At 66.0% G+C, this 12177-nt stretch carries 6 protein-coding genes and 2 pseudogenes; 1 reads left to right on the top strand and 7 read right to left on the bottom strand.

All coding sequences use genetic code 11. The features are described from left to right. Positions 1 to 51 precede the first annotated feature (51 nt). On the bottom strand, positions 52 to 855 hold the full coding sequence (locus B1L07_03635; protein AUZ54352.1) for a 2,5-didehydrogluconate reductase B: 804 nt from the start codon (positions 853 to 855) through the stop codon (positions 52 to 54). 57 nt (positions 856 to 912) lie between these two features. Then, the gene (locus B1L07_03630; protein ID AUZ54351.1) at positions 913 to 2076 is read right to left on the bottom strand and encodes an MFS transporter; all 1164 of its coding nucleotides are present in this window, start codon (positions 2074 to 2076) and stop codon (positions 913 to 915) included. A 75-nt stretch (positions 2077 to 2151) separates the two neighbouring features. On the opposite strand from B1L07_03630, the gene B1L07_03625 reads away from it, so the two are divergent. Then, the gene (locus B1L07_03625; GenBank protein AUZ54350.1) at positions 2152 to 3054 is read left to right on the top strand and encodes a LysR family transcriptional regulator; all 903 of its coding nucleotides are present in this window, start codon (positions 2152 to 2154) and stop codon (positions 3052 to 3054) included. Positions 3055 to 3315: 261 nt separating this feature from the next. Here the strand turns inward: B1L07_03625 and B1L07_03620 are convergent, their stop codons facing one another. From B1L07_03620 to B1L07_03600, 5 genes and pseudogenes are all read right to left on the bottom strand, one after another. Beyond that, positions 3316 to 4506: a translation elongation factor Tu gene (locus B1L07_03620; protein AUZ54349.1), complete on the bottom strand. Its 1191-nt coding sequence runs from the start codon at positions 4504 to 4506 to the stop codon at positions 3316 to 3318. Positions 4507 to 4560: 54 nt separating this feature from the next. Continuing rightward, positions 4561 to 6689: pseudogene (locus tag B1L07_03615) on the bottom strand (translation elongation factor G). A gap of 139 nt (positions 6690 to 6828) precedes the next feature. Next, complete coding sequence (locus tag B1L07_03610) at positions 6829 to 7296, bottom strand: 30S ribosomal protein S7 (protein AUZ54348.1); 468 nt, start codon at positions 7294 to 7296, stop codon at positions 6829 to 6831. A 12-nt stretch (positions 7297 to 7308) separates the two neighbouring features. After that, positions 7309 to 7682: pseudogene (locus tag B1L07_03605) on the bottom strand (30S ribosomal protein S12). Positions 7683 to 7931: 249 nt separating this feature from the next. Beyond that, positions 7932 to 12155, bottom strand: coding sequence for a DNA-directed RNA polymerase subunit beta' (locus B1L07_03600; GenBank protein ID AUZ54347.1), 4224 nt, complete (start codon positions 12153 to 12155; stop codon positions 7932 to 7934). Positions 12156 to 12177 lie beyond the last annotated feature (22 nt).

Raw genomic sequence — 12177 nt, 5'->3', positions numbered from 1 at the left:
TCCCACAAGCCGGCGTTACGGATGCGGCCCCGGCGGCCAGACCGCTGTCGCTCAGTCCCAGGCCGGCGCCAGACCTTCCGGGTTGACTTCGCGGCCATTGCGCTCGAGCGCGGCGATGCGCGCCATGTCTTCGGCGTCCAGTTCCAGGTCACGGGCGAGCAGGTTGCTGGCTAGGTTCTCGCGGCGGGTCGAGGACGGAATCACCGCATAGCCCAGCTGCACCGCCCAGGCCAGGGCGACCTGCGCCACGGTGGCGCCGTGCCTGGCGGCGATCCCGGCCAGCACCGGATCCTTGAGCACCTTGCCGTAGGCCAGGGTCATGTAGGAGGTGACGGCGATGCCCTGTTCCTTCAGGAACGCGGTGAGCCTGCCGTTCTGCAGGTAGGGACTGAGTTCGATCTGGTTGGTGGCGATTTCGCCCGCGCCGACGGCGGCGATGGCCTGCCGGGTCAGTTCGATGTTGAAGTTGGACACGCCGATCTGGCGGGTCAGGCCCAGCCTCTTGGCTTCGGCCAGCGCGGCCATGCAGTCGGCCAGCTCGACGCCATTACCGGGCGCCGGCCAGTGGATCAGGGCCAGGTCGACATGGTCGGTGCGCAGCCTGTCCAGGCTCTCGCGCAGGCTCGGGATCAGCTTGTCGGCGGCGTAGTTGTCCACCCAGATCTTGGTGGTGAGGAACAGGTCCGCACGCGGCACACCGCTTTCGGCGATGGCCTGGCCGATGTCGGTCTCGTTGCCGTAGATCTGCGCGGTGTCGATGGCGCGGTAGCCCAGCTCGAGCGCGGACTTCACCGAATCGATGACGGTCTGGCCGGTGAGGCGGAAAGTGCCGAGACCAAAGGAAGGAATGCTCATGGAATGACTCCTGCAGGAAAGGAAATGGAGGCTGTCCGCGCGCGCCTGACCAGCCGGTCAGGCGCCCTGTACCACCCGGCGGCGGCCGGCATTGCCCAGCCACACCAGGCCCAGGCCGCCCGCTGCCAGCGCGGCGCCGGCCAGCGGCACGGCGGCGTAGCCCAGCCCCTGGCCGATGACGGCGCCACCGAGGGCCGCCCCCACCGCGTTGCCGAGGTTGAACGCACCCACGTTGACCGACGAGGCCAGGCCGGGCGCCTGGGCGGCGGCCTGCATCACCCGCATCTGCACCGGCGGCACGATGCCGAAGGCGGCTGCGCCCCAGACCACCAGGCCGATGGCGGCGCCGACATGGGTGGTCATCACCAACGGCAGCACCGCCATGACCAGCGCGAGTGCACCGAGGATCAGCTTGGTCGCGCCGTCCAGCGACCAGTCGGCCAGGCGGCCGCCGATGCTGTTGCCCAGCGTGAAGCCGATGCCGATCAGCACCAGCGCGAAGGCCACGAAGCCCGGACTGGCATGGGTGATCTCGGCCAGCACCGGCGCCACATAGGTATAGAGCGCGAACATCGCGCCGGCGCCGAGCACCGTGGTACCCATGGCCAGCAGCACCTCGGGGCGGGCCAGCACCTTCAGTTCGCGGCGCACATCCGGGCGCGTACCGGGCTCGCCCTTGGGCAGCGCCAGCCACAGGGCGGCGATGGTGACCAGGCCCAGCACGGCAGTACCGCCGAAGGCCAGTCGCCAACCTACCTGCTGGCCGATCCAGGTCGCGGCCGGCACGCCACCGATGTTGGCGATGGTCAGGCCCATGAACATGGTGGCGATGGCGCTAGCCTGCCTGTCCTTCGGCACGACGCTGGCGGCAACCACCGCGCCGATGCCGAAGAACGCGCCGTGGTTGAGGCTGGTGACCAGGCGCGACAGCAGCAGGGTCGTGTAGCCCGGCGCGGAGGCGGACAGCAGGTTGCCGACGGTGAACAGCACCATCAGCCACATCAGCGCCGCGCGCTTGCCGAAGCGGCTGAACAGCAGGGTCATCAACGGCGCACCGGCCATGACGCCGATCGCGTAGGCGGAGACCAGCATGCCGGCGGTGGGAATGCCGACCTGCACGCCATCGGCGATCACGGGCAGCAGTCCCATCGGGGTGAATTCGGTGGTGCCGATGGCGAAGGCACCGATGGCGAGGGCGAACAGGGCGTTGGAAGATTTCATGGCGCGCAGTGTGTCGGGCTAATATTTGCAGATTAATCCCTGTATTGACCAAATTCATTTGAATCAGGATCAACAATGAAGACCACCCTCGATGAACTGCAGGCGTTCGTGGCCGTGGTGGACGCCGGGTCGATCACCGCCGCGTCGGAACTGCTGGGGCTGACGATCTCGGCCACCAGCCGTGCGCTCGGGCGGCTGGAGGAAAAGCTGCACACCACCCTGCTGCGGCGCACGACGCGGCGCCTGGAGCTGACCGAGGAAGGTGCCACCTTCCTGCAGCACGCACGCGCCATCCTCGCGTCGGTGGACGAAGCCGAGGAGCAGATGGCCGCCAGGCGCATGCGCCCGGCGGGGCGACTGCGGGTCGACGCGGCCACGCCCTTCATGCTGCACGTGCTGGTGCCGCTGGTCGCCGGCTTCAGCGAGCGCTACCCGGAGGTCGAGTTGGAACTGAATTCGAACGAGGGCATCGTCGACCTGATCGAGAAGCGCACCGACGTGGCGTTCCGCATCGGCACCCTGAAGGACTCCACCCTGCACGCCCGCCCGCTGGGCGGCAGCCGTGTACGGGTGCTGGCCAGCCCCGCCTATCTCGAACGCCACGGCGTGCCGGCCGACCCCGGCGACCTGGCCCGGCATTCCCTGCTGGGCTTCACCCAGCCCGAAACGCTCAACGAGTGGCCGCTGCGCGATGCGGCCGGCAACGTCGTGCGCATCCAGCCGACGATCGCCGCCTCCAGCGGCGAGACGCTGCGCCATCTGGCCCTGGCCGGCCAGGGCATCGTCTGCCTGTCCGACTTCATGACCCGCACGGACCGCGAGCAGGGCCGGCTGGTGCCGCTGTTCCCGGCGCAGACGCTGGACGTGCGCCAGCCGGTCAACGCGGTCTACTACCGCAACACCGCGCTGGCCGCGCGGATCACCTGCTTCGTCGACCACGTGGTCGAAACGCTGGGCGCGGATCCGTTCGACGGCTGACGCTTCCGTCCGCCCCTGTCATCCCGGCCGGTCACCGTTGACGGCTGCAATGGCCTCGCCGGAAGCGTGCGCCGGATACCCGCAGCAACGACGCCCAGGAGAACCGCTTGCCCGGAAGACGGCGACCAGGAACCGCCGAGAGCGATTTCCGCCCCCCCCGCTTGCCGGCGCCCCGAAGGACTGCCTTCCCCTAGCGGCAACAAAAAAGGGCGGCCCGGAGGCCGCCCTTGTCCGACGCTCCCGCGAACGGGGAAAACGCGATTACTTGGTGATCTTGGCGACGACGCCGGCACCGACGGTGCGGCCACCTTCGCGGATGGCGAAGCGCAGGCCTTCGTCCATCGCCACCGGGTTGATCAGCGTGACCGACATCTTCACGTTGTCGCCCGGCATCACCATCTCGACGCCTTCCGGCAGCTGCACGGCGCCGGTGATGTCGGTGGTACGGAAGTAGAACTGCGGACGGTAGCCCTTGAAGAACGGGGTGTGACGGCCACCTTCGTCCTTGGACAGCACGTACACCTCGGCTTCGAACTCGGTGTGCGGGGTGATCGAACCCGGCTTGGCCAGCACCTGGCCGCGCTCCACGTCGTCACGCTTGGTGCCGCGCAGCAGCAGGCCCGCGTTGTCGCCCGCCTGGCCCTGGTCCAGCAGCTTGCGGAACATTTCCACGCCGGTGACGGTGGTCTTCTGGGTCGGACGGATGCCGACGATTTCGATTTCGTCACCCACCTTGATGATGCCGCGCTCGATACGGCCGGTCACCACGGTGCCGCGGCCCGAGATCGAGAACACGTCTTCCACCGGCATCAGGAACGGCTTGTCGATGTCGCGCTCCGGGGTCGGGATCCAGCTGTCCAGTGCATCGACCAGCTTCAGGATCGCCGGCACGCCGATGTCGCTCTGGTCGCCTTCCAGCGCCAGGCGGGCCGAACCGTGCACGATCGGGGTGTCATCGCCCGGGAAGTCGTACTTGCTCAGCAGCTCGCGCACTTCCATCTCGACCAGTTCCAGCAGCTCGGCGTCGTCCACCATGTCGGCCTTGTTCAGGAACACGACGATGTACGGCACGCCGACCTGACGCGACAGCAGGATGTGCTCGCGGGTCTGCGGCATCGGGCCGTCAGCGGCCGAGCACACCAGGATCGCGCCGTCCATCTGCGCCGCACCGGTGATCATGTTCTTCACGTAGTCGGCGTGGCCCGGGCAGTCCACGTGGGCGTAGTGGCGGGTCGCGGATTCATACTCGACGTGCGCGGTCGAGATCGTGATGCCACGCGCCTTCTCTTCCGGCGCGGCGTCGATCGAGGAGTAGTCCTTGAACTCGCCACCGAAACGCTCGGCACCGATCTTGGTCAGCGCGGCGGTCAGCGTGGTCTTGCCATGGTCGACGTGGCCGATGGTGCCGACGTTGACGTGCGGCTTGGTACGCTCGAACTTACCCTTGGACATTTTGATATTCCTTGATTAGCTGAAAGTTGTGTGGAGAACCTGAGCCCCGCGGGCTCAGGCCTTCTTGATGACGGTTTCGGCGATGTTGTTCGGCGCCGGCTCGTAGTGGTCGAACTCCATCGAGAACGTGGCGCGACCCTGGGTCATCGAACGCAGCTGGGTGGCGTAACCGAACATTTCGCCCAGCGGGATCATCGCATTGATGACAACGCCCGAAACGCTGGTGTCCGAACCCTGCAGCACGCCGCGGCGACGGCTCACGTCGCCCATCACGTCGCCCTGGTAGTCCTCCGGGGTCACGATCTCGACCTTCATGATCGGCTCCAGCAGCACCGGCTTGGCCTTGGCGAAGCCCTGCTTGAACGCCATCGAGGCGGCCAGCTTGAACGCCATTTCCGAGGAGTCGACGTCGTGGTACGAACCGAACACCAGCTTGACCTTCACGTCCACCACCGGGAAGCCGGCCAGCGGGCCGCTGGTGATGGTCTCGCGCAGGCCCTTCTCGACCGACGGGATGAATTCCTTCGGAATCACGCCACCGGTGATCTCGTTCAGGAACAGGAAGTCGTCCTTGATGTCGGCGCCGTGCTTCTCGCGGTCGGCGGCGGTGATCGGGGACATTTCGATCACGACGTGACCGTACTGGCCCTTACCACCGGACTGCTTGGCGTGCTTGTAGTCCGACTTCACGTCCGCGGCCTGGATGGTCTCGCGGTACGCGACCTGCGGCTTGCCGACGTTGGCTTCGACGTTGAACTCGCGCTTCAGGCGGTCGACGATGATGTCCAGGTGCAGCTCGCCCATGCCCGAGATGATCGTCTGGCCCGACTCTTCGTCGGTCTTGACGCGGAACGACGGGTCTTCCTGCGCCAGACGGCCCAGGGCCATGCCCATCTTTTCCTGGTCGGACTTGGTCTTCGGCTCGACCGCCATGGAGATCACCGGCTCCGGGAACGCCATGCGCTCCAGGACGATCGGGGCGTCGATGGCGCACAGGGTGTCACCGGTGGTGACGTCCTTCAGGCCCACCGCCGCGGCGATGTCGCCGGCCAGCACTTCCTTGATCTCTTCGCGGTTGTTGGAGTGCATCTGCAGCACGCGGCCGATGCGCTCCTTCTTGTTGCGCACCGAGTTCAGCACCTGGTCGCCGGCGTTCAGCACGCCCGAGTAGACGCGGAAGAAGGTCAGCGAACCCACGAACGGGTCGGTCATGATCTTGAACGCCAGCGCCGAGAACGGGGCCTTGTCGCTGGATTCGCGCGACATTTCCTTGCTCTCGTCGTCGATGTCGGTGCCCTTGACCGCCGGCACGTCGACCGGCGACGGCAGCAGCTTGATGACGCCGTCGAGCATGGCCTGCACGCCCTTGTTCTTGAACGCCGAGCCGCAGAACATCGGCACGATCTCGGTCGCCAGCGTACGGATACGCAGGGCGTTGTAGATCTCGTCCTCGGTCAGCTCCTCGCCGCCCAGGTACTTCTCCATCAGCTCTTCGCTGGCTTCGGCGGCCGACTCGACCATGAACGCGCGCGCTTCCTCGGCCTGGGCCTGCAGCTCAGCCGGGATGTCGCGGTACTCGAAGCTCATGCCCTGGGACTTCTCGTCCCACGCGATGGCCTTCATCTTCACCAGGTCGACCACGCCCTGGAAGTTGTCCTCGGCACCCACCGGGATCTGCATCGGCACCGGCACGGCGCCCAGGCGGGCCTTCAGCTGGTCACGGACCTTGAAGAAGTTGGCGCCGGTGCGGTCCATCTTGTTGACGAACGCGATGCGCGGCACGTGGTACTTGTTGGCCTGGCGCCACACGGTCTCGGACTGCGGCTGCACGCCACCGACGGCGCACAGCACGAACACCGCGCCGTCGAGCACGCGCAGCGAACGCTCGACTTCGATGGTGAAGTCGACGTGCCCGGGGTATCGATGATGTTGAAGCGGTGCTCCGGCATGGACTTGTCCATGCCCTTCCAGAACGCGGTGGTGGCAGCGGACTGGATCGTGATGCCACGCTCCTGCTCCTGCTCCATCCAGTCCATGGTGGCGGCGCCATCGTGCACCTCACCCAGCTTGTGGCTCTTGCCGGTGTAGAACAGGATGCGCTCGGACGTGGTGGTCTTGCCGGCATCGATGTGGGCCATGATGCCGAAGTTGCGGTAACGCTCGATGGGAGTGGTGCGGGCCACGGGGAGCCTCTCAGATTTTTCGGATTTCGGAATGGCCGAACGCCGCCTTTCGGCGGCCTTCGGGTTGACGCGGCGATTCTGTCACCGCGAGGTGACACCCAGATGGTGTCACCGGCCTGTGTTCACAAGGCCTTCAAACTCACCAGCGGTAGTGCGCGAACGCCTTGTTCGCTTCCGCCATGCGGTGGGTTTCTTCACGCTTCTTGATGGCGCCGCCACGGTTTTCCGAGGCGTCCAGCAGCTCGGCGGCCAGCTTGCGCGGCATCGAGTTCTCACCGCGCTTGCGGGCCGACTCGATCAGCCAGCGCATGGCCAGCGCCATCTTGCGCGAGGCGCGCACTTCGACCGGCACCTGGTAGGTGGCGCCGCCGACACGGCGGGACTTCACTTCGACGGCCGGGGCCACGTTGTCCAGCGCCTTCTGCACCAGCTCGATGGCATTCGGATTCTTTTCGCCGATCACGTCCATGGCGCCGTACACGATCTTCTCGGCGACCGACTTCTTGCCGCTCTGCATGACCATGTTGATGAAGCGGGCGATGGTTTCGCTTCCGTGCTTCGGATCGGGCAGGACGGAACGCTGCGGAGTATTACCCTTACGCGACATAGTGCTCTCTCCTTAGGCCTTCGGACGCTTGGCGCCGTACTTGGAACGGGCCTGGCGACGCTTGGCGACGCCGGCGGCGTCGAGCGAGCCGCGAACGGTGTGGTAACGCACACCCGGCAGGTCCTTGACGCGACCGCCGCGGATCAGGACCACGGAGTGCTCCTGCAGGTTGTGGCCTTCACCACCGATGTAGGAAATGACCTCTTCCTGGTTGGTCAGGCGGACCTTGGCAACCTTGCGCAGAGCCGAGTTCGGCTTCTTCGGGTGGTGGTGTAGACACGGGTGCAGACGCCACGGCGCTGCGGGCACTTGTCGAGCGCCGGCGAGGCACTCTTGTAGGTGGTCGCTTGCCGCGGCTTGCGGACCAGCTGGTTGATCGTCGCCATCAGTAGGTTCTTCTGATTGGGGCCGCAAAAACGGCCAGATGCGGAAAATGGAAAGCAGGCCCGAAATTCAGGCCTGCCGAGACAGACGATTGTAGCAACCCGTCCAGAACGCAGTCAAACGCGTCCCTTCCAGGCCAGCCCTGATCCCGGGCCGTTACAGGGGGCCTCCATGTACCCCGTTCAGGTTGAACCACCGGCCCGGGCGGACCGGCGGTTCTTCAAAGCGCCCGGCCAATGGCCGGACCTACCTCATTCCTCGCCGCCTGCAGCCTGTTCAGCTTCAGCCGGTGCAACCTCCGACTCGATCACCGCCGTACCGGCCAGGGTCTCGATCTCCGACTCGGTCAGGCCGGAGGCGCCGCGACGGCGCTTGGTGTGGTACGCGAGGCCGGTACCCGCCGGAATCAGGCGGCCGACGATCACGTTTTCCTTCAGGCCGCGCAGGTTGTCCGCGGTGCCGCGCACGGCCGCCTCGGTCAGCACGCGGGTGGTCTCCTGGAACGACGCCGCCGAGATGAACGACTCGGTCGCCAGCGAGGCCTTGGTGATGCCCAGCAGCACCGGCTCGAAGCGGGCCGGCAGCTCGTTGCGGGTCACCAGCTTGGCATTTTCCTCGATCACGCGCTGGCGCTCGGCCTGCTCGCCATTGAGGAACTTGCTGCCGCCCTGGTCGACGATCTCGACCTTGCGCAGCATCTGGCGCGAGATCACCTCGATGTGCTTGTCGTTGATCTTCACGCCCTGCAGGCGGTACACGTCCTGGATTTCCTTGACCAGGTAGCGCGCCAGCTCCTCAACGCCCTTCAGGCGCAGGATGTCCTGCGGGCTCGGCTCGCCGTCCACGATGGTTTCACCGCGGCTGACGTGCTCGCCTTCGAACACGATGATCTGGCGGTACTTCGGAATCAGCTCCTCGTGCTCGGAACCATCGGTGTCCTTGATGATCAGGCGCTGCTTGCCCTTGGTGTCCTTGCCGAAGCTGATGATGCCCGAACGCTCGGCCAGGATCGCCGGATCCTTCGGCTTGCGCGCCTCGAACAGGTCGGCCACGCGCGGCAGACCACCAGTGATGTCGCGGGTCTTGGACGCTTCCTGCGGGATCTTGGCGACCACGTCGCCCACGCCCACAGGGGCGCCGTCCTGCAGGTTGACGATCGAGCGCGGCGGCAGCAGGTACTGCGCCGGCAGGTCGGTGCCCGGGATGGTCAGGTCGTTGCCCTTGGCATCGACGATGCGCACCAGCGGACGCAGATCCTTGGCCTGCGAGCCACGACGCTTCGGATCGGTGATCTCGCGCGAGGCCAGGCCGGTCAGCTCGTCGGTCTTCTCGATGACGGTGACGCCGTCGATGAAGTCGATGAAGCGGATGAAGCCGGCCACTTCCGACACGATCGGGTGGTTGTGCGGATCCCAGTTGGCCACGGTCTGGCCGGCCTTGATCTCGGCACCGTCCTTGACCGTGATGGTGGCACCGTACGGCAGCTTGTAGCGCTCGCGCTCGCGGCCGTGGGCGTCGAGCACCGACACTTCGCCCGAACGCGACACCGCCACCAGCGAACCGTTGGCGTGGTCGACGTGCTTGAGGTTGTTGAACTTCACCGAACCGGTGGTCTTGACGGTGATGTTGTCCACCGCCGCCGCACGCGATGCCGCGCCACCGATGTGGAACGTACGCATGGTCAGCTGGGTACCCGGCTCACCGATCGACTGCGCGGCGATGACGCCGACCGCTTCGCCGATGTTGACCAGGTGGCCACGGGCCAGGTCGCGGCCGTAGCAGCGCGAGCACACGCCGAACGAGCTTTCGCAGGTGATGGTCGAGCGCACCTTGATCGACTGCACGCCGGCGTCCTCGAGCTTCTGCACCCAGGCTTCGTCGAGCAGCGTGTTGCGGGTGACGATCGGATCCTCGTCGTTGCCCGGCAGGAACACGTCCTCGGCCACGACGCGGCCCAGCACGCGGTCCTTCAGCGGCTCGACCACATCGCCGCCTTCCACGATCGGGGTCATGGTCAGGCCATCGACGGTGCCGCAGTCGACTTCGGTGATCACCACGTCCTGCGCCACGTCGACCAGGCGGCGGGTCAGGTAACCGGAGTTCGCGGTCTTCAGCGCGGTATCGGCCAGACCCTTACGGGCACCGTGGGTGGAGTTGAAGTACTCCTGCACGTTCAGGCCTTCGCGGAAGTTCGCCTTGATGGGCGTCTCGATGATCGAGCCATCCGGACGGGCCATCAGGCCACGCATGCCGGCCAGCTGGCGGATCTGTGCCTGGCTACCACGGGCGCCGGAGTCGGCCATGATGTACAGCGAGTTCATCGACTTCTGGTCGACCAGCTTGCCCTCGGCGTCCTCGACCTTCTCGGTACCGATGGTTTCCATCATCGCCTTGGCAATGCGCTCGTTGGTACGCGACCAGATATCGACCACCTTGTTGTAGCGCTCGCCGGCGGTGACCAGGCCCGACTGGTACTGCTCCTGGATTTCCAGCACTTCCTGCTCGGCTTCGCCCAGGATGCCCTTCTTCTCGTCCGGGATCAGCATGTCGTCGATGCCGATCGACACGCCGGCGCGGGTCGCGTAGGCGTAGCCGGTGTACATCAGCTTGTCGGCGAACACCACGGTGTCCTTCAGGCCGAGCAGACGGTAGCTCTGGTTGATCAGGCGCGAGATGTTCTTCTTGGTCATCTCGGTGTTGCACAGCTCGAACGGCAGGCCCTCGGGCATGATCTCGCTCAGCAGCGCACGGCCGACGGTCGTGTCCTGGATCGAGGTCCTGCTGACCTTGTTGCCCTGTTCGTCGCGCTCGACCTGGGTGATGCGCACCTTGACCTTGGCGTGCAGCTCGACCACGCGGTTGTCGTAGGCGCGCTTCACTTCGTTGGTGTTGGCGAACACCATGCCCTCGCCCTTCTTGTTGATCAGGGCGCGGCTGAGGTAGTACAGACCCAACACCACGTCCTGCGACGGCACGATGATCGGCTCGCCGTTGGCCGGCGACAGGATGTTGTTGGTGGACATCATCAGCGCACGCGCTTCCAGCTGGGCTTCCAGCGAAAGCGGCACGTGCACGGCCATCTGGTCACCGTCGAAGTCGGCGTTGAACGCGGTGCAGACCAGCGGGTGCAGCTGGATCGCCTTGCCTTCGATCAGCAGCGGCTCGAACGCCTGGATGCCGAGGCGGTGCAGGGTCGGCGCGCGGTTCAGCAGCACCGGATGCTCGCGGATGACTTCTTCCAGGATGTCCCAGACCTCGCCTTCCTCGCGCTCGACCAGCTTCTTGGCGGCCTTGATGGTGGTGGCCAGGCCGCGACGCTGCAGCTTGGCGAACACGAACGGCTTGAACAGCTCCAGCGCCATCTTCTTCGGCAGGCCGCACTGGTGCAGCTTCAGGTACGGACCGACGGTGATCACCGAACGGCCGGAGTAGTCCACGCGCTTGCCCAGCAGGTTCTGGCGGAAGCGACCCTGCTTGCCCTTGATCATGTCGGCCAGCGACTTGAGCGGGCGCTTGTTGGTGCCGGTGATGGCACGGCCGCGGCGGCCGTTGTCCAGCAGCGCGTCAACCGATTCCTGCAGCATGCGCTTTTCGTTGCGCACGATGATGTCCGGCGCGTTGAGCTCCAGCAGGCGGCGCAGGCGGTTGTTGCGGTTGATGACGCGGCGGTACAGGTCGTTCAGGTCGGAGGTCGCAAAGCGGCCACCGTCCAGCGGCACCAGCGGGCGCAGGTCCGGCGGCAGCACCGGCAGCACGGTCATGACCATCCATTCCGGACGGTTGCCCGATTCCAGGAAGGCCTCGACCAGCTTGATCCGCTTGGTCAGGCGCTTGAGCTTGGTTTCCGAACCGGTGGAGGCGATCTCCTCCTTCAGCTTCACCATCTCGGCCTGCAGGTCGATGGTGCGCAGCAGCTCGTACACGGCCTCGGCGCCCATGGCGGCGTCGAAGTCGTCACCGTGCTCCTGGCGCGCCTGCAGGTACTGCTCTTCGGTCAGCAGCTGGCGGCGCTCCAGGGCGGTCAGGCCCGGCTCGGTCACCACGTACGCTTCGAAGTACAGCACGCGCTCGATGTCGCGCAGGGTCATGTCCAGCATCAGGCCGATGCGCGACGGCAGCGACTTGAGGAACCAGATGTGGGCGACCGGCGAAGCCAGGTCGATGTGGCCCATGCGCTCGCGGCGCACCTTGGCCAGGGTCACTTCGGTGCCGCACTTCTCGCACACGACGCCGCGGTGCTTCATGCGCTTGTACTTGCCGCACAGGCACTCGTAGTCCTTCACCGGGCCGAAGATGGCGGCGCAGAACAGGCCGTCGCGTTCCGGCTTGAAGGTGCGGTAATTGATGGTTTCCGGCTTCTTCACCTCGCCGAAGGACCAGGAGCGGATCAGGTCCGGCGAAGCCAGGCCGATCTTGATCGCGTCGAAGTCCAGCGTCTGGCGCTGCTGGTTGAAGAGATTGAGCAGGTCTTTCATGGTGTTCTCCGAAAGGAGGAAT

Origin of the sequence: Stenotrophomonas acidaminiphila, assembly GCA_002951995.1 — a bacterium.
GTDB lineage: Bacteria > Pseudomonadota > Gammaproteobacteria > Xanthomonadales > Xanthomonadaceae > Stenotrophomonas > Stenotrophomonas acidaminiphila_A.
The sequence above is the reverse complement of the archived record's forward strand: the minus strand, read 5'-3'. Positions and strand labels throughout refer to the sequence as shown.

Coding starts and splice junctions, on each gene's coding strand:
- B1L07_03620 (AUZ54349.1), bottom strand. CDS start 4,506: ATGTCCAAGGGTAAGTTCGAGCGTACCAAGCCGCACGTCAACGTCGGC.
- B1L07_03630 (AUZ54351.1), bottom strand. CDS start 2,076: ATGAAATCTTCCAACGCCCTGTTCGCCCTCGCCATCGGTGCCTTCGCC.
- B1L07_03610 (AUZ54348.1), bottom strand. CDS start 7,296: ATGTCGCGTAAGGGTAATACTCCGCAGCGTTCCGTCCTGCCCGATCCG.
- B1L07_03625 (AUZ54350.1), top strand. CDS start 2,152: ATGAAGACCACCCTCGATGAACTGCAGGCGTTCGTGGCCGTGGTGGAC.
- B1L07_03635 (AUZ54352.1), bottom strand. CDS start 855: ATGAGCATTCCTTCCTTTGGTCTCGGCACTTTCCGCCTCACCGGCCAG.
- B1L07_03600 (AUZ54347.1), bottom strand. CDS start 12,155: ATGAAAGACCTGCTCAATCTCTTCAACCAGCAGCGCCAGACGCTGGAC.